The sequence below is a fragment of the Cupriavidus cauae genome, from assembly GCF_008632125.1.
Lineage (GTDB): Bacteria > Pseudomonadota > Gammaproteobacteria > Burkholderiales > Burkholderiaceae > Cupriavidus > Cupriavidus cauae.
Window position 1 is genome coordinate 237,300 of the sequence record NZ_VWRN01000035.1, and the last position, 21,730, is coordinate 259,029.

Below are 21,730 nucleotides of genomic sequence, written 5' to 3' on the forward strand. Positions count from 1 at the left end.
TTGTGCTCAACGCGGATTGACGGCAGAGGGGTGGAAAACTTTAGGGCCGGCGGGCAAAGAATTGCCCAATTTTTTAATGGCCGCTATTCCTGCTGGATGCCGGCCTCCTTGACCACCTTCCCCCATTTCGCCAGGTCGGACTTGATCAGCGCGGCGTAATCCTGCGGCGTGCCGCCCTGGACCTCGATCCCGGCCGCCTCGAGCTTGGCGCGTACCTCCGGCAGCTTCAATGCTGCATTGATCTCGGTATTGAGCCTGGCAACGATTTCTTTTGGCGTGCCGGCGGGCGCCAGGAAGCCGCCATTGGTGTTGGCGTCGTAGCCCTTCAGTCCTTGCTCTTCCGCGGTCGGGACATTGGGCAGGGCCTTGGAACGGTTCCGCGTCGAAACGGCGAGGGCGCGGACGTTACCGGCCTTGACCTGCTCCTGGATCGCGCTGATCGTGTCGATGAAGAGGACGGTGCGCCCGGCCACCAGGTCGGGGTGCGCGGCGGACGAGCCCTTGTACGGAATCAGCAGCATGTTGGCCCCGCTGACCATGCGGAACATTTCCGCGGCCATCTCCTGGGCGCTGCCACGTCCTGAAGTCGCGATCTTCGCCTCGCCCGGATTGGCCTTCATCCAATTGACCAGTTCCGGGATCGACTTGGCGGGGATTTTCGAATTGACCGCGAACACCAGCGGAATCACGTGGGTATAGACGATCGGCTCGAAGCTCTTTTCCGGATCCCAGCCGAGATTCTTGAAGAGGTATTTATTGATGTTGTGGCTGCCACCGACGATGCCGATCGTGTAGCCATCCGGCTTCGCATTGGCCAGCACCGCGGTGCCGAGATTGTTCGATGCACCCGGACGGTTCTCGACGATAAAGGGCTGCCCCAGCTTGACCGCCAGCTTTTCTCCGACCACGCGGGCGATCAGATCGATGCCGCCGCCGGCCGGCGCGGGCACGATGATGGTGACGGGGCGGGTCGGGTATTTCGGCGTCTCTGCCGACGACAGGCTGGGGGCCATGATCAGCGCGGCAGGGATCGCTACCGTCGTGATCAGCTTGGTGAAAGGCATGGTTGTCTCCTCTGTTTCTGGTCAACTGTTGTGTCAACTCTGGGGCGGCGTCCGGAATGCCGGAATGCCGGTACGCCGGGGGCGCAGTTACGCCGGGGCGCGGGGAAGCCGGGAAGCCGGGAAGCCGGGAAGTCGGGAAGCCGGGAAGCCGGGAAGCCGGGAAGCCGGGAAGCCGGGGCGGATTAATCGATATCAGCCGCGCCCGACGAAAGGCATGGCACTGGCCATGACGGTCATGGTCAGCACGTTAGCCTCCAGCGGCAGCGATGCCATATGACGCACGGCATTGGCGACGTGCGTGGCGTCCATCATCGGCTCAGGCGCTGTCGTGCCATTGGCCTGCAGCACGCCCCGCGTCATCCGCTCGGACAGTTCCGTCAGCGCGTTGCCGATGTCGATCTGGCCAGCCACGATGTTGAACGCGCGGCCGTCCAGCGCCAGTGCCTTGGTCAGGCCGGTGACGGCGTGCTTGCTCGCGGTGTAGGGCGCCGTGTAGGGGCGCGGTGTGTGCGCCGAGATGGAGCCGTTATTGATGATGCGTCCGCCCTGCGGCGACTGCCGGCGCATCAATCCGAAGGCGGCTCGCGCGCAAAGGTAGACGCCGGTGACGTTGGTGTTGATCACGTTGAACCATGCGTCTAGCGGCAGCTCGTCCATCGGCACGGCAGGGGCATTGACGCCGGCGTTGTTGAACAGCAGGTCCAGCCGCCCGAATTCCTGTTCGATGGTGTCGAACAGGGCCTGCACGCTGGCGGGGTCGGTGACATCGGCAGGCACGGGCATCGCATGCTGTCCACGCGCGGAAGCCTCGGCGGCCAGCGCTTGCAGCGGTTCGGCGCGGCGGCCGGCCAGCACCACCGTCCATCCGTCCTCCAGCAATGCCATCGCGCTGAGGCGGCCAACGCCGCTGCCGGCACCGGTGACGAGGGCGATTTTTCGTGAAGGGTTCAAGGGTGGGTCTCCTTAATGGGGTGTGAGGCTGGAAGGCTCATGCGTGCTCATGCGTGCTCGTGCGTGCTCATGCGTGCTCGTGCGTGCTCGTGCGTGCTCGTGCGTTCGTTCGTTCGTGCGCCCATGTGCCCATGCGCCCGTGAGCCCGTGAGCCCGTGAGCCCGTGAGCCCGTGAGCCCGTGAGCCCGTGAGCCCCTGCGCCCGGGCGGTGGGGCATGGGACCGATTGCCTCGCGCTCAGGTGGTCAGGCTCATCGTAGGCCGGCCGCCGGCCAGCGCCTGCGCCACGCTTTCGAGCACCATGTGCGCCATCGCGGTCCGGGTCTCCCAGGTCGCGCTCGCGCGATGGGCTTGCAGCGTCGTGCGATCGGATTCCCGCAAGGCCAGCGGTACGCGCGGCTCGTCGACGAACACATCCAGGCCCGCGCCCGCGATGCGGCCGGCCGCCACGGCCTCGGCCAAGTCGGCTTCATTGACCAGCCGACCACGCGCCACGTTGACGAGATAGCCGCGCGGTCCCAGCGCATCGAGCACTGCGGCATCGACAATGCCCTCCGCCTTGTCCGCCGCTGCGCAAAGCACCAGCGCATCGCTGCGGCGCGCCAGCTCGCGAAGATCCGCCACGAACTCGTGGGGCACGTCCTCCATGCGCCGCAGGTCGGTGTAGCGGATCGGACAGCCAAAGGCCGCCGCCCGCGTCGCCACCGCCCGGCCGACACGCCCCATGCCGACGATGCCGACATTCATGCCGCTGAAGCGGCGGGCAAGCGGAATCGCGCTGGGCTGCGGATACAGCTCCCACTGGCCATCGCGCACGAAACGGTCCCCCGCGCAGATATTGCGACAGGCCGCGATCAGCAAACCGATCGCGAGATCGGCGACATCCTCGGTCAGCGCACCGAGGGTCGCGGTAACGGGCAGATTGCGGCCACGACAATATTCGAGGTCCACCGCATCGGTGCCCACGCCATTGATGGCCACCACCTTCAGCGCAGGCAACTGCTCCAGCATCGCCCGCGAAATCCCGGTGTGCCCGCCGGTGATGACGGCCTGAATGGAAGGCCCGTACTCCCGCAACCACGCCGCCTGATCGGCGATCTCGAAGTACTTGTGGACGGTGTATAGCGAGGCGAGCTCGTCATTGATCGCGGGGATCAGGATCGGATTCAGTTGCAGGATCTGCGGCTTCATGTGCGTCAGCGTGTTGGTGTTTGAGCGAGGCGTTGAACGTTGACGGCATAGTAGGTAATACTTGATCGTGATGGCAATATTGATCTATAAAATCAACATATAACATTCCCACCACGACCATGAGCTCCTGGATTTCGATGGACGAGGCATGCCGACAGCTCGGCGTGCGACCGCAGACGATCTACGCCTACGTCAGCCGCGGCAAGCTCGAAGTCATGACCGACCCGGCCGACACGCGCCGCAGCCTGTACCGCGCGGAGGACGTCGCCGGGCTTGCCAAACGCAAGCAGGCCGGCCGCAAGCACGAGACCCTCGCAACCAATACGCTGTTCGGCGCGGAACCCAGCATCCCGACCGCGCTTTCCACCTTCGTGCGCGAGCGGCTGTACTACCGAGGGCAGGACGCGGTGACCCTCGCTGGCTCGGCCACGCTTGAGGACGTGGCGCAATTGCTGTGGGACGCGCAGCAGCCGGTGGACTTCTCATGCTCGGCCCGAGTCGCCAATCCCGGACGTGTAGCGGCATTCAAGACCCTCGCCACGCTGGCCGCCACCGGCCACTCCACGCATGGGCGCATGACAAGGGTCCTGCATGTCGAATGCCAAAGCCTGGTCGGCCAACTCGCCAACGCGTTCGGCGCGCAACCGGGGCAGCAACCGTTGCACCTGCGCTTTGCACAAGGGTGGAAACAGCCGGCGCACGTGGCCGAGCTTTTGCGGACGGCCATGGTCCTTCTGATCGACCACGAGCTGACGAGCTCGGCCTTTGCCGCCCGTATCACGGCATCCACCGGCGCATCCCTGCCGGCCTGCCTGCTCGGGGGACTTGCGACGCTCTCCGGCCCCTTGCACGGCGACGCCTCGGGCCGCGTCAAGGCGCTATTCGATGAAGTGGAGCGGCAGGGCGAGGAACAGGTGATTGCACATCATCTGTCTACGGGATTGCCTCTGCCCGGTTTCGGTCATCACTTGTATCCCGATGGCGATCCGCGGGCCGCAGCGTTGTTGGCAATGTTCGAGCCGCCGGAAGCGATAGCGCGCTTTATCGAGAAGGCGACTAGGCTGACGGGGCTGCAGCCCAATATCGACGTCGCGTTGGCGGCGATGGTTATTCATTACGGGTTGCCGGAAGATGCTGCTTTCGCGATGTTTGCTACGGCGCGCAGCATTGGACTGCTGGCGCATAGCCTGGAGCAATTGGGAGTGGGGCAGGTGATACGGCCGCGGGGGCGGTATGTGGGGGTGGTGCCGGGGAGGGTGGGGGAAATATGAGGCATTGCAAGAGGCGAGCATGACCGGCTGCGCGTGTATCAAAAAGGGCAGTCATGCGGCCCATGGAATTCTGCGCAGGCGCATCGCGTCATGGCATCGCTCGCAAACTCCACCACAGCTTCTTAGCGGAGTTGTCGTTACATACATTCGAACTGCGGTGCAAGGCGCAAGGCTAAGGTTTTCGATTGGCGCTGTCATGTTTGCGGGACGGCGAAGTAGCAGATGCGGGGTCCCGCTGTGGTCGGTTCCCGCGAGAAAGGCAGTGAGGCTATTCTCCTACAGAAGTAGGGTACGGCTGCCCATAATTTTATGCGATGCTCGGCATCGCTAATAGTCCATAAAACCTGCGGCGATGTCTGTGCTTGAAGAACGCAATGCAGGAATGAAAACACGCGAATGACGCCAATTTGCTCGGGGAACGGTCAGCTACTGTGCAACCATACGGCCAACAACGTGCCCTATGTCATCCGGACAGGCTTGGATCGCATGCTCACGTTGACGCTGGAAGCGGACTGGTCGGCCGCCAAGGCTGAAGCCTTTAACGTATTGTGTGAGCGCTTTCCGACCGGATTCACCAGTCAAGACGAGTTTGATTCGGCAGTGGCGGAATACAACCTCGTAGACTTGCACTGGAATTGGCTCAACAAGGCCCACCACGCTGCGACGAACGATTACCAGTGGTTCTATCTGATGGCCGAGGACAAGGTCCAAGGTGTCTGCATCATTTTTCACCCGAAGCCTAGTCGCGAAGATGGCGAAAAGATATTCTACATTGACTATATCGCCGCGGCGTACTGGAACCGAAATCGTCCCGGGTACAAACGCCGGTTTTCGAACATCGGCCACATCCTGATCACCTATGCGGTTGACCATGCCGTGCGCGTATTGGGTTACCGCCCCGGTTTTTCGCTGCACGCTCTACCCACCGCCGAGAGTTACTATTCGCGGCTCGGCATGACGCCATACGATTGCGACGCTAATAAGGAGGGACTTCGCTATTTTGAAGCCAGCGAAGTCTGCGCCAGGGCGGTGCTGGAGCGTGCTTATGCTTGACGACGATTTCTCGGTTTACCCGGCAGCCGCATCTTCAACGTATCGAATCTTTGAACTCTACGGTCAACTCAAACGCCATCTCAAGTCGAAGGACATTGCCGCGCGGAAGGGCGCTAGCGAATCGGAGTCGGCCTTTTTGCTAAGAACGGCTATCACGGCGGGCGAAGAAAGCCCCGCGCTGTTTCGCCAGAATCCGCGCGCCAATCCTTTCCTCACTGCCGCCTGGCTGTCTATCGTCAAGAACACGGCCCGCGCGGCGGCGTTGACGCGAACGGTCGAGCCATTTCGTCCACCCAGCGACGACGACCTTCGTCGGCTCGCTACCTATAGCACTGATGTGCGCAATCTGCGCCGCTTGCCTACCATTCTCGCCGAGCAATATGGGGTCATCCTCGTAGTAGAGCGAGCGTTTCCGGCGATGCGTACGGATGGCTGCGTACTGACGCTCAACAGCGGCACTCCCGTGATCGGCCTGAGTCTGCGCTATAACCGCTACGACAACTTTTGGTTCACGTTGATGCATGAGATGGCCCACATCTGCCTGCACTACGATCATCTGTCGACGCCGATCCTGGACGATTTGGAGGAAGAGGATGATGGGGAAGTGGAAGTCGCGGCCAATCGGCTGGCCATGGATACTCTGGTGCCGCGCAACATCTGGCGAAAGATGGTGTTGCAGCGAGATTCGCGTAGCCACTTAGTGGAATACGCAAGGCAAGCCGACGTTCATGTCGCGGTTGCGGCGGGACTACTGCGGTACCGCGAAAAAAATTACACCATGTACAGCGACTTGGTCCAATCGATCGACGTCGCCCATGAACTGGGGCTCCAAGGATGAGTGTCTATTTTCCGTTCCTCAAACTTAAACAGAACGAAATCCTCGGCGTGGGGACGCTCTCTGACGACACGCGAGCGAAGATTTGTCCTTGTTTTGATGTGCCGCGCACTAGCAAGAACCAGAATGCGGACGAGATTCTAGACCGCGTTCGAATTGGGTTGACCAAGATGACGAGTCTATGCGAGCGCATTGGTACATTCCCATTCTACATCGATAATTTTGATCTTGACGATGATCTGGAGTTGGAAGGTACACCGCAGTATCGCTATATCCTCGCGACGTTCAAGCCCTTTCGAGCGATACCAATTATCGCGCTGGATCGCCACGTAGATCATAACCCCGCCGCTTTTGAGTATCTCCTGGAAGTCGGAGGGCCGGTCGGCGTACGCCTCCAACTGGAGGATATCGAAAGCTGGACTCTGCTCAAGCGAAAGCTTGTGGGCTTGTGGGGCGAACTGACGCGCTGTAAAGCACAGCGTATTGACGTTATTGTCGATGCGCGCGTACTGACGGACTATGCAACGGCCGCGACGCGTATAGCAGAGTTCCTCAAGAATTTCCGCGCCGAATTTTACGCGCACACCTTTGTGGTAACAGGCTCTTCAATCCCGTCGAATATTAGTGAGCTAATTGAAACAGGCGGTGCGAAGATGGTTCCTCGGCTTGAATACCATCTGTGGCGCCATCTCGTGGCGGAGGCAGCCATGCATGACGTTCGATTTGGCGACTACGGTGTCGTCAGTCCTGAGTATTCGGACGTCGAACTGCAGCCGGAACTGCTGCGGACTATCTCTACACCTCGCGCCTTCTATCCGCATGGCGACAGTATGCTTGCAGTACGAGGCATCTCATTCAAGGCTCATCCGTTGGGGAATGGACAGTATTTCGAGATCGCCGACCTGATCCAGCGGCAACCCTTCTTTCGGGGTGCGTCTTATTCCTTTGGCGACCAGTACATTTACGATCGCAGCGCCAGCAGTGCGAAGCGACCAGCCAAGGCCGGCAATGCCGGCTCGTGGGTGAAGTCAACGCTCGCCAGTCATATCACCTACCTCGGTGATGTACTCCTCCCCTGAGCGGCTCCGGATCGCGTCTTGGATTGATGCGAGAGTGAGGCGTTTGTCTAGCGCCCGGCTTAAATGGATGGCTAGATCCTCGCGCGTGTAGGCGCGCTTCACCGGGATCTTCGCGGTGTCCGTAGCAATGCTGGTCAATTCTGCCTTCCACAGCATCATCAGCGCCTTCTGCTTCGCGAAACGGGGGCTGCTCAGTGCGGCTCGGACATATCGTAGTGCGATGCCCTGCTGCTTGCGCGTGGCTACCATGATGCCCCAGTAGACCGGCAGGTAACGTAGACACCAAGTCAGGTGGTTCTCAGTCGTGACGAGGGTCACCTTGGGAAAGGTCTGATCGAAATAGCTGGCCTGCCGAATCAGGCGCCGTATGCTGTCGGTCGCACCTTTGATTTCAAAGCAATGCATTTCTCGATAGATGGCCACCAGATCGGCCTTGGCGTTGCCATTATGCACGCCAAGTTCTTCGATCACCCGAGCCGGGGCGGGTATGCGACGCGCCAAGTGCAGACGCAACGCTTCCCGAATCTCGCGGTCGCGAAGCACCAGGGGGGGCGGAGTCACCGATGCTGGCCTCGGCGCAATCAGGGCGGTGGCGCGAACGGTTTCGCGCGGATGCGGCGACACGGAATTGGCAGTCATGGTGATCATTGGGGGGCGGCCATACGGGGTCAAGCTTCGCGCGGCGGTGATGTTAGCACGTTGGAGCTCCGACTCCTGGGACGAGGGCAGGTTCTTGGGCGGCCTGGAAAAAGCCATCGCACGAGTAGCCCCCCAAGCAATGCCGCGGCCGGCTGTGCGCGGCGGCGGGATTCTCCGATGCGTTGGTGAGTTGCCGAATTTACGGCCGCGAAGTATACGGAGCCCTCAATCGCGCTAAAAAGTCGCAAAACCGTCATGACTTCTAGGTTGGAGGGTCGATGGTTGAATTTCCGCTTCTGGCGTATGCAAACTACTGCTATTGGCCGGCAAACGCCGGGCGAGGCGTTGGTGCTTGTTGGGGAACGCAGAGGTCGATTCAATGGTAATGAGCCCATAGTCGGTCTACCCTCCGGCCGACGTATTTGAGCACATCAGTCTCGTTTGCTAGCCCCGGCCGGCCGCGAACTTTGTGCATCTGCCTGCGCATCTCAAGGCGCACTACTCGATGTGATTACACGCTGCGGATCCTAGTGAATGAACAGATCAATCAATCGCTTTTTCGAAGAGATCGGCATGCCTCTCTACAACGGACGCTGGTCATGGGGCGCTGAAAAGGACCACAAGATCGTCCTTCGAACTTGGGCAGACCAGTGTAACGTTCGTGAGCGGCGCGTCGCCGTGCTCCATCAAAGGACATTAGTGGAGAGCGTATCGGCAGGCCTTGATGAACGCGTACAGCATCTAAAGGCGATATGGCGTGGCGATGTTGCGGCCTACACGGTGATAGCGACAGCCGTTGATCCAAGTTCGCCAGATCGGTCCATCAAGTCGTACAGGGATGCTCTATTTGCCATCGCCTCCCTCGAGGTGGATGACGAGGGTACATTCTATGCCCGCTACTCGAGGGTTCTGGACGCTCGCGATTTCCAGATCGATGCAGCAACCCACCGGACCACTCCGTGCAGCGGCCCGTTCCCCATAGACAAGCAACTGGAGTCGGGGCTGTCATCCGCCACAGTCAGCGAAAAACTTCCGTGCATGAGGGAGTGGCTGATCAACGTTGCCAGGAGTCGCAAGCCGGTGAAATATGCCGAGTTGATGCAGCGATTCGATTTGTGGTACGGAACACTGTTCACGAGCCTGAAGAAGCTCGGTCAAGCGTGCGTTGCCACAAACGAGCCGGTGATCACTGCACTGGTCGTAGACAAGGATACCGGACGATGCTCCAAGGAATTCAAGGAGGTCTTCGGTATCACGGACGATGAGGCCGAGCGCGAGCGCTGCTACGCATACTGGTCGTCCACCGAGCCCAAAGCCGTGCCCGCCGTACCGCAGGGCGAAGCGGACAATGGCATCATGCTGCGAGCTGGTGAAGTCAACGACGATGGGCTTGAAGAAGGTGTCGCTCGGTTCATGAGCGTCGAGGTTCGGCAACAGCAAGCGGCATTCCGGAAGGCGGTATTTTTGGCCTTTCGGGGGCGGTGTGCGGTTTCACGTTGCGACGTTCCCGAGGCCCTTGAAGCTGCCCACCTGGTCGGCCGTGATTGGCGGGCGGGGCATAATAGGGCCGCGGACGGCATCTTGCTTCGACGAGACTTGCACACACTCTATGACCAGGGACTGCTGGACTTATCGGACGGGATTGCCTGTTTCAGCCCACGCGTGTTACACCACTACCAAGATCTTGAGGGCTGCGAGGTCGCTCTCAGACTCTAGGTAATGCAAACGCTGGTGGCGGACCCCAACACTATCCGCTGATCCTACCAGAGTCAGCGGCGACTCCTGACCCGAAGCACTTCCTTCATTTTGTTGCATCGTCTGATGGAGACTTTTCAGTGCGTCCTGCATTATTTGCAGGAATATTTTCCTTTGTTCTTCCCATCCGACTCTACGATAATGAGCGTCACCTGTCTGTCGATCAAAATCGACAGCACATCTTATACTTTGGATCATGGGAAAAACTCGTTGTCTAGTAAATTATTACGCCAATTAGAGCAGGAGAAAGTGCGATCTTTCTGGAAACCCCATCGTACTGAGCGTTTGTGCAATCGACCGTCAATGGCTTTCGCAGCCAAGGGCGGAACTGTATTCGTCCCATCTTTTGCCATGCGCATCCAGAGTTCGACCGAGCCTGCGAGCAACTGGCAGGGCGCTTGATGTTCCAAAAAAGCAAACCGCGTTCAGCAAATATCATAGACGTGCGACGGTACTTCGCCATTTGCGTCTTGATACAAAGGAATGCTTCCGGCACGCCGGCGCGAATTGTGTTTCAAGCTCCGGTGACGTGCATTTGATCTGGTCGTTCAATGCGCTGAAGCCAATCCCTTCCCGCTACTGTTATTCGCGCCGCGGAAGCCTTCGTCGAGCGCTTCCGCAAAGCGTTCATTCCCAACCATACATCGCACGATCGTAGAGACAAGCCAGCTTGCGAAACGCCGTAGAGTAGGCGCCCGTGGCGAATCGGTCCGAATGTTCCGCCAGGAACTTCTGAATTTCCGGATAGTCGTCGCGTGTCCATTGTACGAAAGGCAAATATTGCGCGACGATTTCCGGCGTAAGCCTTCCGATCATCTCGGGAACAGATAGGCCGCGATAGTTCCGGCGAAATCCCTTGCTCAGTGCTTTGGTTTGAAAGTCGATCGGCGACAGGTTGACATACTTGTCGGCATCAAAGCCCGATGCCCGATACTGTTCAGAATTGTTGACGCCGGCTGCTCGCAGTAAGAAGAATATCGGCAGGAATTTTAGGCTTCTGGAAAGTCGCGGCAGTGTTTCGCGCAATACGCGTTCTGCCTCGTACCCCTTATCCCGGTGTATCAAGTCGCTGTAGATGTCGACGGTGGAAATTGCTGTATAACCGACGTCGCCCAGTTGAACACGTTCCTGTTCTTGCCTTTCGGCGGCCACTCCGATGCCGACCACGAATTCGATGTCTTCCTTGCCTTCGACGCTATCCACGTCCACCACGACGAGTTTTCCATGAGGGTCGGTGGTCTTCACCAGTTCGTAGAGCTGCTCCTTGCAATATCTCAGGACGCGCGCCGGGATCTTCCGTTTGGTTGACTCGATTGCTTCGTACACCCCTACGAACGATGTCGCCCGGATCAGCGTGATGGGTATCTGTACCTTGTCCAGGGCGATCATCGTCGGAGACATCGTGTCCTTGCCATCTTTCGAGCGCTGTACGAAGATTAGGTTGTTGTTAAGTTGCTGGAGCTTGTCCTGGCCGATGCAGGCGCAGATCGCGCGAAGCAAAGCGATGATGTTGTCGTCGTTCAGAGAGTAGCCCATGAAGATCACGGGATGCTCGACAAAAATGGTGATCAGTTTCGCCGCGAGATACGCATTTCGCTCGTTGAAATCATGATAGTCGTGCTGCGTGAGAACTAGACTGCGAGGCGTATTGACGCAACCATGAATCTTGTAAATTTCGCCGATCGACTGCGGGTTGGAAAAGAGTAATTCGTCCTGGCCGACATACACCCTATAGTCCGGAAATAGTGACTGCAGAAACGTATCCCAATTCGTGGTGATGATCCCATCTACGTTCAGGCGACTTAGAGCTGCTACTTCATCTCCATACTGACCTTTGGCGTGATCAGCAAGCTTGACGCTCTTTAGATAGTCGCAAATCTCTACGCGTAGCGGTCCAGTACGATCGGCAATTTTAGTTTGGTGCCTTTCCCGGCTCTGTTGATAGTCTGGATGACTCCACCAGACCTCATGGAAGTCATCGGCCATCAAGCCCGCCACTGTTGCGAGATTGCCGTCGGCGGAAGACAGGTAATACTCGTAGGGTTTGATATGTTGACAGAACCTGCGCAGCAGTCCATCCCAGTCTTCCAAACCAAGATAGCGCCGCGATAGGCCGGAGCCCGCGAAGAGAAAGGGGCCTGAACTGTGTGATTTGAGCAACTGCGAAAGGGAGTCTGCGATCGTCATGGTGCCTTGTAAGTCCGTTACTGCTGGTAGAGGCTTGAATCCGTGCGGTCTGCGCACAACCGCACCTTAGGTGTAGGTGGAACAGATTTGGTGTGCACACCAAATCGGTATCAGAGATGTACCGCGATCGGCACCGCCCCTTGCCGTCGAGCGATCGCACGACAATATCCCGTTCGGCCACAAGGATCGTTAGTGCGTCTTTGTACATGAATGCCGTGTCAGGCGTGCTGTCGCAGTTTACAAACGAGAAAAGGGTCTCAGGTCCTGCTGATCGTGCGTATCTCGTGCGAGCGCGATGACGAGCTCCTCCATTCTATGCACAATTTTTTGCCATTACCGCCAGCATGATTGGTTCGGGGCTATTGTACTCTCGCGAAATCCCAGGCCTAAAGCCTCGGACCTATGCCGAGAGGGTCGAGCTGCATGTTGTGTCTCAGCAGCATTCCCCACTTTCGGAGGGCTGGATTCCGCATGCGGCGATCATGAGAGTGCGTTTGTCATAAATTCAATAGTGTCGTAATGTCTCATGATTGCGAGGCAAAGGGCGGCAATGTGACAGAGAGGGATGCCATGTCTGCTGATGGCCGATAGCGGGCAATGTCCCGTGCAAACCAAGTACTGCTCGCGACCTGAAAAGTTGTTCCGAGAAGCCGCAAACCGCTTGCACCGATCGCCTCCGTTGCCCCTATCCCCTCAATCAATCAACCTCCCCCCCTCATCAAAAAACGGATACACCGGCCCATGATCCCCAATCGGCGCCGCATGGGTAACCAGCCCATGCACCGGATGCCACCAGTGCAGCAGAAACCCCGGCGGTTCCATCCGAAACCGCGAAGCCGCCTGCGGATCGAGGTCCAGTGCCACCTGATGCGCCGGGCCGGGCGCGGTCATGGCGATGGTGCCGCCAAAGCGCCGGGTGATATGCCGATGCAGATGGCCGCATAGCACGCGCTCGATCTGCGGATGGCGCCGGACCACGGCTTCGAGCAGCGCGGCGTTCTCCAGGCCCTGCTGGTCCATATGGCCGATGCCCGTGTGGAAGGGGGGGTGATGCAGCATCAGCAGCGTAGGGCGTTCCGGGGCGACAGCCAGCGCGGCTTCCAGCCATGGCAGCGCATCCGGGTCCACGCGTCCGCCGCTGTGGCGCGGCACGGTGCAGTCGAAGGCGATCAGCGTCAGCGGCCCGGCGTCGATGCGGTAGTGCACGGGTGAGTCGCCATCGCCGGCAGCAAATAGATAGGCATGATCGGCGAATACGCGACGCAGTGCGTCCCGGCTGTCGTGGTTACCGGGCATCAGCCGCACCGGGATTGGCAGGGCTTCCAGAATCCCCCGCAGGAAGCGATATTCGTCCTCGCTGCCGAAGTCGACCAGGTCTCCGGTCACCACCGCAATGTCGGGACGTTGGGGCAGCGCCAACAGCGTATCGATGCATTGGCGCAGCGCGTCCGCGGTATCGACGCGGCGGTAGGACAGCTTGCCGCCGGCCTTGATATGCAGGTCCGTGATGTGGGCGACGAGGTAGGGCGTGGCCTGGGAAGCGGTCTGCATCATGCCGCGCTCCGTGCCGCCTCAGCGGGAACCGTCACCAGATGGCTGGTATCGATGCGCAGGCCGACGCGGTCGCCGGCCGCCCAGCGGTCGCGTCGCGCGGTATCGAGCACGATCGGCGCAGGGGCGCCCACGTCGACCAGCAGCCTGGTCGCATGGCCCAGGAACAGGGCGGTGACGACGCTGCCGGTCACATGGACATCGGGCGCGCCGGGCGCGTCGGTCAGCGACACGTCTTCCGGCCGGAACATCAGCTCGGCCTGTGCGATCTCGATGTGTTTCGCCTCACGCGGCAGCGCGCCTCCCGGCACGCGCCACACGTGGTCGGCCGCAGCTGCCGGCAAGCGGTTCATGGTGCCGATGAAGTCCGCGACGAAGGCGTTGGCCGGATTCCGGTAGACCTCCTGCGGCGTGCCGCTTTGCGCGATGCGTCCCTTGTCCATCACGATGATGCGATCGCCCAGCGCCATCGCCTCCGCCTGGTCGTGCGTGACATAGACGGTCGTGATGCGCAGGCTGCGCAGCAAGCGGTTGATATCGGCGCGCAGTGCGTCGCGCAGCTTGGCATCGAGCGCGGTCAGCGGTTCGTCCAGCAGCAATACGCGCGGCTGCACGGCAATGGCGCGCGCCAGGGCCACGCGTTGGCGCTGGCCCCCGGAAAGCTGGTCGACCCGCCGATTGGCGAAGGCGCCCAACTGCATCATGGCCAGCATGTCGTCGACGCGCCGTCGGCGGGTCTGCGCATCGACCTTGCGCACGCGCAGGCCGTAGCCGATGTTCTCGGCGACTGTCATATTGGGGAAGAGGGCATAGTTCTGGAACACCATGCCGACGCCACGCTGCTCGATCGGCAGATGCGTGACCGGGGCACCGCCGAACAGCACCTCGCCACCCGCATCGGGAAATTCCAGGCCCGCGATCATGCGAAGCGTGGTGGTCTTGCCGCAGCCCGATGGGCCGAGCAGTACGACGGTTTCGCCGGCGCCGATGTCCAGGTCCAGCGGTTCGAGCGCACGCGTGCCGTCGGGGAACGTCTTGCCGCAGTGGCGCAGTGCGATGGTGGTGGGCTCATGCATGGCGGGGGGCCTCCGTTTGGGGCTGGGGCTGGGACTGCGGCGCGCTATCCGGGCCGACAGGTGGATTCAGCGAAGTGGTGACCGTGCCGGCGAACGGCACGGGCGTGTCCTGCTCCGGATGTCGCCGGGCGCGCGCACCCATTGCGGACACCATTTGCATCACCACCAGCAGCGGGATGATCATCAGGAAAAACACGATGGTGTAGGCGGAGCCGATCTCCAGCCGCATCGAGGCATAGCTGTCGGCGAGTCCGACCGGCAGCGTCTGCGTGGTCGGGGTATGGAGCATCCAGGTCAGGTTGAACTCGCCGACCGACAGCGTCACGACCATCAGTGCGCCGGCGAGAATGCCTTGCCGGCAATTGGGCAGCACCACCGTGAAGAATCGCTGCATGCGCGTGGCGCCAAGGCTTGCGGCCGCGTCTTCCAGCGTGCGGATGTCGATGGCGGACATGATGGCCAATACCGACCGGACCATGAAGGGCAGGGTGAACAGGACATGCCCGATCAGGATAAAGACCCAACTGGTGCGCAACCAAGGCAGTCCGCCATACAGCAGGATCAGGCCGAGCGCCGTCGCCAGGCCGGGGATCGCCACCGGCAACATCAGCAACTCTTCGATCAGCCGGGTCAGGCGGCTGCGGCGCAGCGCCATGTAGTAGGCGGCCGGAACGCCGAGCACCAGCGTGCAGCCCAGGCACGCCAGCGCAATGCCGAGCGACAGGAAGATGGTGTTGCGGTACAGGCCCCACACCTCCTGGACCCACCGCGTGGTCAGGCCGCTCTCCAGCCCGACGAAGATATTGTTGGTCAGGCCCGCCAGCACGGAGAGCGCCACGGGTACGGTCATGAAGGCGCAAACGGCGAGCGTCAGTGCCAATTGCGCCCAATAGGCGTAGCCACGACGGACGGAATTCATGCGGGCGCTCCTATGCGGTGGCGGCAACCGCGTTGCCGGACAGATGCCGAGCCACCGCCAGCAGGGCCCATGTCACGGCACCGAGCAGGATCGACAGCGCGGCGGCCATGCCGAAGTTGGCGTAGTTCGTGAACTCGTTGTAGATGGTCAGCGGCAGCACGTCGAGCTGCGTCGCCAGCGTGAACGCGGTGCCGAACGCGCCCATGCTGGTGGCAAAACAGATCGCGCCGCTGGAGATCAGGGCGGGCATCAGCGCGGGCAGCATCACGTCGCGCACCACGCGCCACCGGTTGGCACCGAGCGAGCGGGCCGCTTCCTCCAGCGAGGCGTCAAGCTTCTCCACGGCCGCCATCACGGTCAGGATCACGCGGGGAATGGAGAAATACAGGTAGCCGACGAACAGTCCCGCCATGCCATAGGCGAACGTCCAGCGCTCGCCGGCAAGCAGATCGCCGATCGAAGCGAGCAGGCCGTTGCGGCCGCCCAGCATGATGACCATGAAGCCGATCACCACGCCGGGGAATGCCAGCGGAAAGGTCAGCATGGCAACCAGTACCGACTTGCCGGGCACCGGATGCCGCTGCAGGAAGGTCCCTGCCACGCCGGCAATCGCCAGCGTGACCAGCGTCACCGATGCCGACAGCAGCACCGTGGACAGCAGGCTGTGCAGATAGCGCGGGCTGGACAGCACGGTCCAATAGACGCCGGCGCCGTCGTCGCCCGCCACGCTGACCGCCAGCAGCTTGGCCATTGGAAGGCAGAAGAACGCCAGGAAAACGATGAGCGCCGGCAATGCAAAGACGATCAGCGTGCGGGCGTTGGGTGAAGAGGGGCGACGGCGCATGGTGAGGGTGTCTCCATCCGAAGTGAGCCGGAAAAAGGGCGGGCCGGAGCGACGTGCGCCCCGGCGCTGCGTCAGCGCACTTCCTTCAGGTATTGGTCGCTGAAGGCCTTCTGGACTTCGGCCATCTTGCCGTAGTCGATGGTCTTGGCGCGGGCGTAGTCCGAAGCGGGCAGGAAGCGCGCCTCGACCTCCTTGGACACCGCCTTGGCCCGTACCGGCCGCAGATAGGCATTCGCCCACAGCGCCTGCCCGGCGTCGGACAGCACGAAGTCCAGCACCTTGCGCGCTTCGGCCGGATGCGGCGCCTTGTTGACCATGCTCATGACGTAGGGCACCACCAGCGTGCCTTCCTTGGGAATCACGAAGGCGACATTGGCGCGATCCTTGTAGCGGGCGCGATAGGCGTTGAAGTCGTAGTCCAGCAGGATGGGAATTTCACCGGACAGCACGCGCGCATACGCCGTCTGCTTCGGCACGATGGGCTGGTTCTTCTGCAGGTCCTTGAAGAACTTCAGCGCCGGGCCGAAATTGTCGAGCGAGCCGCCCAGGGCCTGGTTGATCGCCACCGCGCCCACATAGCCGACGAAGGCGCTGGCCGGATCGAGATAGCCCACCATGCCCTTGTACTCGGGCTTCTGCAGGTCGGCCCACGATTGCGGCACCGGCTTGCCGCGCAGCGCATCGACGTTGACCATCAGGCCCAGCGTGCCCGAATGGATCGCAAACCAGTGGCCTTGCGGGTCCTTGAGGCCGTCCGGGATGTCATTCCAGTTGGCCGGCTTGTAGGGCGCCGTCACGCCTTCCTTCTGCGCCTGGATGCCGAACGTCACGCCGTAATACACCACGTCGGCCACCGGGTTGGCCTTTTCCGCGACGATCTGGGCCAGCGACTGACCCGAGTTCTTGTTGTCGTGCGGCACCGTGACGCCGGTCTTTTCCTTGATCGCGCGGATCTGCGCAGCCCAGTCCGCCCATTCCGGCGGGCAGTTGTAGCAGATGGCGGTTTGCGCGGCCGCGGCGTGGCTGAATACGACCGCGCCGAGCGTGGGCAGCACCCAGCGCAAGCGGCGCAGCCAGGACGAAGTCGATTGCATGATGCACTCCTTTTCTAGGTACGACGGTGGTGGAAAACGGCATAAGTCGATGCGAGTGAAGCGCGCCGGTTCGGCTGCGCCGGGTGCTAGGCGGGTGGTCCGACGGTGGCGCCCGCGCGGATCGCGTGCGGCAGCAGCGTTGCCCGTGGCGGGCCACGGTCCGGTGCGGCGTCGGCGCCGGCGGCGTTCAGCCGTGCCAGCAGGCAAGCCAGCGCGCGGGCACCGATCTCGTTGTTGGGCTGCACGACCGTGGACAGCGGCGGCTCCAGCAGCTGGCCCAGTTCGATGCCGTCGTAGCCGAGCACGGAGATATCGCCGGGTACGGACAGTCCCAGGCGCTTCAGAATGGATATCACGCCGATCGCCAGCATGTCGTTGGTGCAGAACAGCGCCGTGGATCCGCGCGGCGCGGTGACGAGGCGCCGAATGTGCTCGGCCTCCTCCGGCGTATGCGTGGGGGTGTGTGCCGGCAGCGACAGCGGTGGCAGCGGTTCCAGGCCATGCGCGCGCATCGCGTCCTGATACCCCGCATAGCGTTGCTTGGCGCGGTCCGATGCGGCGAAGGCGCCCGATACCACCGCGATGCGCCGATGCCCGGCGGCGATCAGCGTCTCCACGCCGGCGCGTGCGCTGACGCGGTTGTCCACCGATACCCAGTAGTGTTTGCCGCGGCGCGTCCCCTGGTTGTACGCGAGCACATACGGCACGCGCTCCGCATCCAGTTGGTCCAGCACCGCGCTGCGGGCTGCATCGGCCACCGTCAGCACCATGCCGTCGACCCGATGGCGCAGCAGATATTCGATCCGCTCGCGTTCGCGCGCGGGGTCGTAGCGGCTGGTCACCAGCATCAGCGAATAGCCTTGCGCGAGCGCTGCCTCCTCGATGCCGCGCCAGCATTCGGCAAATACCGCATTTTCCAGCGTCGGCAGCATGACGCCGACGATGCGCGTGCGCTGCGCCCGCAGCTTGGCACCCAACAGGTTGGGGCGGAAGCCAAGTTCGCCCGCCGCCCGCAACACGCGCTCGGCGGTGTCCTGGCGGACCAGTTCCGGATTGCTGAACACGCGCGATGCCGTGGCCAGCGACACGCTCGCCGCCTGCGCAACGTTCATCAGGGTCGCGCCATTGGACGGCGTGGGCGACGCGGACGACGTGGCGAGGGCTGCGGGTTTACGAGGCATTCGGCTGGAACCGGGGTGGGGGGTTAAATGAAAACGTTTTCATTCAAGCCGCAAAAAAACCGGTGTCAAGGACAACCGGTGGTGCGGTGCGCCGCAAAAAAGCCGGCGCGGTCATGCGATCGGCATCGGTGGCCGAACAGGGGCGATTGTGCGCGGCGCAAATGACAGCAGGATGAAACTGGGGGAAGGCCCAGCAGGAAGGCGTTCGGGAAGGCGGCCGGCCCCGGATCTCTTCAGCTCAATTGGCGCCGCCCCGCAGCAGACAGCCGTCGAGCACCGGCGTGGTACCCACGATGCCCGCACCGGAGCACTCGACCGCGACCTTCTGTCCGCGCCGGACCATCGTGGCGCGCGCTTCCACTTCGCAGACCGGCCGCGCGGCGCCGCAGTTCTGCTGTTCCAGCAGGTTCGCGCGTACCGGCTGATCGGGGTCGGTGGTGCGGATATCGAGATAGACCCGCGTATCGCCCTCGCGTCGAATCCCGCTGGCCACGCCCTCGACGATGAAGTACGCCCCGCGATAACGTTGATCGGCGCTGTCGCGATCTTCGCGATAGTCTTGCAGGATCGCGGCCGCCTGGTACACCTGCAGGCGATCGGCGGATCGCGTTGGGTCGATGCTGAACGGTTCGAGTGTGCCGCCGCGGTAAATGCCGCCCGCCGCGCTGGCGGATGGAACCTGCGACGCCTCCGCAACGGAAGAGGAGGCGGTGTCGCTGGCATTGTTCTGCTCGTTGCCCACCAGCCACAGCATGGCGATGACCGCCAATAGGATCAGGGCAATGGCGATTTGTCGGGTCTTGTCAGTCATTGAGGGATAGGTGAAAGGGCCGGCCCCCTCGGGGGGCACGGCATGCGGGATGCAGCCGAGGGCGACAGTCTAGTCGTCTTTCCTTTCAACATCCGCTTCGCGGTCGGCGTGAGACCCGGACGTCAATAAAAAAGCCCGGGCGATTTCTCTCGCCCGGGCTTCTTTTGACGCGTCTGAGGCTTATCCCTTCGCCAACTTCACCGAAGTGGCATCGCCCGTGATGTATCCCACTGCCGCCCCGAACCGATCCTTGTAATTGGCCCGAACCAGCGGATCGAGCGTCGGCTTGACGATGTCATGCAATGGCGATTCCCAATCCCCCGGATGCTGGAACGAACTCATGACGTAAGTCCATCCATTGATCTCGTCGACCGCATGCAGGCCGGTCGATTCCGCGCCGGCCGGCGTCGACAACACGCGCGACAGCTTCTTCGTATCGACGTTGTAAGCCCACAGGAAGTTGTTGACGTGGGTATTGCTGTCCTCGCCGATAAACAGCGTGCGCAGCTTTTCCGAGAACTTGAGGTTGTCTGGCGTCGCGATCTTGTCCGGGTTGGCGAAATTGCCCAGCGCGTCCTGCTGCTTGAGCTTGCCGCCGCCAAAGTCTTCGGCGATCAGTTCGGGGACGGCGGCCATATCGACCGGCACCCATTCCGAATTGATGGGCGCACCGGTGGTATCCGCCTGGCCGCCGCGCAAGTTTTGCGCATAGACCGCGCCGGAGTAGGGGCCTTCGACCTTGACGCCGCCCGAGCCGTTCAGCATGGACGATTCGATGCGGGACATCGCGATATAGGCGACCTTGTCGCGGGCGTTGATCGTCGTGCCTTCCCACTTGGTGAATCCCAGGCTGCCGCCCTTGAGCGCCGCGTAGCGGTGCGTCTCGAGGAAGGCCGCGGCCTTTTCCATGCCGGGCATCAGCTTGACCCACTGGAAGCCGCCATTGAACGGGATGCGGGTATAGCTGGTATCGCCCGGATCGGTGGTCTTGACGTCGAAGATGTCGGTGGCCTGGATGCCGCCGCGCACCAGCGCGCGGATTTCGTCGCTGGTGGCGTGGCCCAGCGGAATCCAGCTCAGCGTGGCCGAGCCCGGGCCGGTGCCCGAGGTTTGATTCCACTTGCCGACGTACAGCGTGCCGGACGACAGGTCACGCGCGCGGTCGGCGATGAACATGAAGGCGCCGCCGTTGGTGGCGTCGTCGCCCATCAGCACGGTGCGCTCGTCGGGCGCGACGCAGACCAGCTCATGCGAGATCCGGCCCAGGCAGTAGTGCTTGACGATGGAGCCGGTGCCGTCGGGGTTCACCGTGACCTCGGGCAGATGGCCGTAGTCGTACGGCGAGGCCGCGGTCGGGTCGCCGAAGGTGTAGCTGCTGAAGCGCTGGAACTGCGTGTTCGACGCGATCGTGAAGGCGTCCGGTTCGTATTCCTCGCTCGACAGGTGCGTGTTCCACGGCGACAGGCTGGCGCCGCAGGTGATCCACAGCCCGCGCGCCGACGACGTATCGACGTTGTGGTACTTGACGAGCGTCAGCTTGCCGGTGGCCGGGTCCTGGTCGAGCGTCAGGATCGCGATCGGCGAGGGCAGCATGCCGTAGGTGGAGGCGCCGGCCTGGTCGCGCGTGGTGTATTCGAACTGCACGACCGCGAACACCGGTTTGCCCTTGACGCCCGGCACGTTGGCGTCCGCCAGCGTCAGCAGCGAGCTTCCGTCGACGCAGTCGGAGAAGAACTGGCGCTCGCTGCCGGGCACCGAGCGGTCGACGATCGGCTGGTTGTGGATGTCGAAGTAGCCGCCGGCCACGACGGTGCCGCCCTTGCCGTCGGGCACCTTATCGCCGGTGATGAAGAAGGGCTGATAGGCGAGCTTGTAGGTCTGGCTGCTGCCGTCGCTGAACGAGACCTTCAGTTCGGAGCCGACCGTGGTGGTGGCCATGGCCGCCGGCGCGGCCAGCGTCGGGGCGCTCATGCCGATGAATTCGGCGGTGGTGAAGGTGGCGGTCGGCGTGCCGGGGTTCGGCGCGGTGTCCGCGTCGTCGTCGCCGCCGCAGCCGGCCAGCAGTGCGGCCGAGGCCGAGCCCAGCGGCAGCATCGGGGAGGTGGCGAGGAATTTGAGAATGGTGCGGCGAGATGGATTCGGTGTTGGCTTCATGTTGTTGAAAGCAATCTGAAAGTTCGACGCTGCAAACGACGATGCCCGGCGGGTGGCCGGGCATCGAGTGGGACCG

Annotated in this window: 19 protein-coding genes; 6 read left to right on the top strand and 13 right to left on the bottom strand. The window is 62.0% G+C overall.

Annotated elements, in window-relative coordinates; genetic code table 11:
- Positions 1-83: 83 nt before the first annotated feature.
- The 3 genes from F1599_RS14630 to F1599_RS14640 all read right to left on the bottom strand — a co-directional run bounded on the left by F1599_RS14630 (position 84) and on the right by F1599_RS14640 (position 3,205).
- Complete coding sequence (locus F1599_RS14630) at positions 84-1,064, bottom strand: Bug family tripartite tricarboxylate transporter substrate binding protein (protein WP_150083529.1); 981 nt, start codon at positions 1,062-1,064, stop codon at positions 84-86.
- 192 nt (positions 1,065-1,256) lie between these two features.
- Complete coding sequence (locus tag F1599_RS14635; RefSeq protein ID WP_150083530.1) at positions 1,257-2,015, bottom strand: SDR family oxidoreductase; 759 nt, start codon at positions 2,013-2,015, stop codon at positions 1,257-1,259.
- Positions 2,016-2,251: 236 nt separating this feature from the next.
- Entirely contained in the window at positions 2,252-3,205 is a 954-nt protein-coding gene (locus F1599_RS14640) for a 2-hydroxyacid dehydrogenase (RefSeq protein WP_150083531.1), read from the bottom strand.
- 119 nt (positions 3,206-3,324) lie between these two features.
- Between F1599_RS14640 and F1599_RS14645 the strand changes: the two genes are divergently transcribed.
- The 4 genes from F1599_RS14645 (at position 3,325) to F1599_RS14660 (ending at position 7,443) form a co-directional block, all read left to right on the top strand.
- Positions 3,325-4,476, top strand: coding sequence for a citrate/2-methylcitrate synthase (locus F1599_RS14645; protein WP_150083532.1), 1,152 nt, complete (start codon positions 3,325-3,327; stop codon positions 4,474-4,476).
- A 486-nt stretch (positions 4,477-4,962) separates the two neighbouring features.
- Positions 4,963-5,529, top strand: a complete 567-nt coding sequence (locus F1599_RS14650; RefSeq protein WP_150083533.1) for a GNAT family protein — start codon at positions 4,963-4,965, stop codon at positions 5,527-5,529.
- Complete coding sequence (locus F1599_RS14655) at positions 5,522-6,367, top strand: ImmA/IrrE family metallo-endopeptidase (protein ID WP_150083534.1); 846 nt, start codon at positions 5,522-5,524, stop codon at positions 6,365-6,367. Before F1599_RS14650 ends, F1599_RS14655 begins: the two co-directional genes overlap by 8 nt.
- Positions 6,364-7,443 (top strand): beta family protein, encoded by a 1,080-nt coding sequence (locus F1599_RS14660; protein ID WP_150083535.1) that lies wholly within the window; start codon positions 6,364-6,366, stop codon positions 7,441-7,443. The genes F1599_RS14655 and F1599_RS14660 overlap by 4 nt, the downstream gene beginning before the upstream one ends.
- Here F1599_RS14660 and F1599_RS14665 read toward each other — a convergent pair.
- Positions 7,393-8,082 carry a sce7726 family protein gene (locus F1599_RS14665; RefSeq protein WP_223819647.1) on the bottom strand — a complete coding sequence of 230 codons (690 nt, stop codon included), beginning with the start codon at positions 8,080-8,082 and terminating at the stop codon, positions 7,393-7,395. The two genes, F1599_RS14660 and F1599_RS14665, sit on opposite strands and share 51 nt — an antisense overlap.
- Positions 8,083-8,616: 534 nt before the next feature.
- Here F1599_RS14665 and F1599_RS26255 point away from each other — a divergent pair.
- Both F1599_RS26255 and F1599_RS14675 read left to right on the top strand, forming a co-directional pair.
- The gene (locus F1599_RS26255; protein ID WP_223819648.1) at positions 8,617-9,798 is read left to right on the top strand and encodes an HNH endonuclease signature motif containing protein; all 1,182 of its coding nucleotides are present in this window, start codon (positions 8,617-8,619) and stop codon (positions 9,796-9,798) included.
- A 105-nt stretch (positions 9,799-9,903) separates the two neighbouring features.
- Entirely contained in the window at positions 9,904-10,239 is a 336-nt protein-coding gene (locus F1599_RS14675) for a hypothetical protein (protein ID WP_150083536.1), read from the top strand.
- A gap of 225 nt (positions 10,240-10,464) precedes the next feature.
- On the opposite strand, the gene F1599_RS14680 is transcribed toward F1599_RS14675, so the two are convergent.
- The 9 genes from F1599_RS14680 to F1599_RS14720 all read right to left on the bottom strand — a co-directional run bounded on the left by F1599_RS14680 (position 10,465) and on the right by F1599_RS14720 (position 21,654).
- Positions 10,465-12,024 carry an SIR2 family protein gene (locus F1599_RS14680; RefSeq protein ID WP_150083537.1) on the bottom strand — a complete coding sequence of 520 codons (1,560 nt, stop codon included), beginning with the start codon at positions 12,022-12,024 and terminating at the stop codon, positions 10,465-10,467.
- Between the two features lie 693 nt (positions 12,025-12,717).
- Complete coding sequence (locus F1599_RS14685; RefSeq protein WP_150083538.1) at positions 12,718-13,578, bottom strand: phosphodiesterase; 861 nt, start codon at positions 13,576-13,578, stop codon at positions 12,718-12,720.
- A complete protein-coding gene (locus F1599_RS14690) occupies positions 13,575-14,651 on the bottom strand; it encodes an ABC transporter ATP-binding protein (protein ID WP_150083539.1) in 1,077 nt (358 codons plus the stop codon). Before F1599_RS14690 ends, F1599_RS14685 begins: the two co-directional genes overlap by 4 nt.
- Entirely contained in the window at positions 14,644-15,570 is a 927-nt protein-coding gene (locus tag F1599_RS14695) for an ABC transporter permease (RefSeq protein ID WP_150083540.1), read from the bottom strand. The genes F1599_RS14690 and F1599_RS14695 overlap by 8 nt, the downstream gene beginning before the upstream one ends.
- A gap of 10 nt (positions 15,571-15,580) precedes the next feature.
- On the bottom strand, positions 15,581-16,414 hold the full coding sequence (locus F1599_RS14700; RefSeq protein WP_150083541.1) for an ABC transporter permease: 834 nt from the start codon (positions 16,412-16,414) through the stop codon (positions 15,581-15,583).
- A 71-nt stretch (positions 16,415-16,485) separates the two neighbouring features.
- Positions 16,486-17,508, bottom strand: coding sequence for an ABC transporter substrate-binding protein (locus F1599_RS14705; RefSeq protein WP_150083542.1), 1,023 nt, complete (start codon positions 17,506-17,508; stop codon positions 16,486-16,488).
- A gap of 86 nt (positions 17,509-17,594) precedes the next feature.
- The gene (locus F1599_RS14710; protein ID WP_263364044.1) at positions 17,595-18,620 is read right to left on the bottom strand and encodes a LacI family DNA-binding transcriptional regulator; all 1,026 of its coding nucleotides are present in this window, start codon (positions 18,618-18,620) and stop codon (positions 17,595-17,597) included.
- A 307-nt stretch (positions 18,621-18,927) separates the two neighbouring features.
- Positions 18,928-19,500 (bottom strand): OB-fold protein, encoded by a 573-nt coding sequence (locus F1599_RS14715; protein ID WP_150083544.1) that lies wholly within the window; start codon positions 19,498-19,500, stop codon positions 18,928-18,930.
- A 180-nt stretch (positions 19,501-19,680) separates the two neighbouring features.
- Positions 19,681-21,654: a PhoX family protein gene (locus tag F1599_RS14720; RefSeq protein ID WP_150083545.1), complete on the bottom strand. Its 1,974-nt coding sequence runs from the start codon at positions 21,652-21,654 to the stop codon at positions 19,681-19,683.
- Between the last annotated feature and the right edge of the window lie 76 nt (positions 21,655-21,730).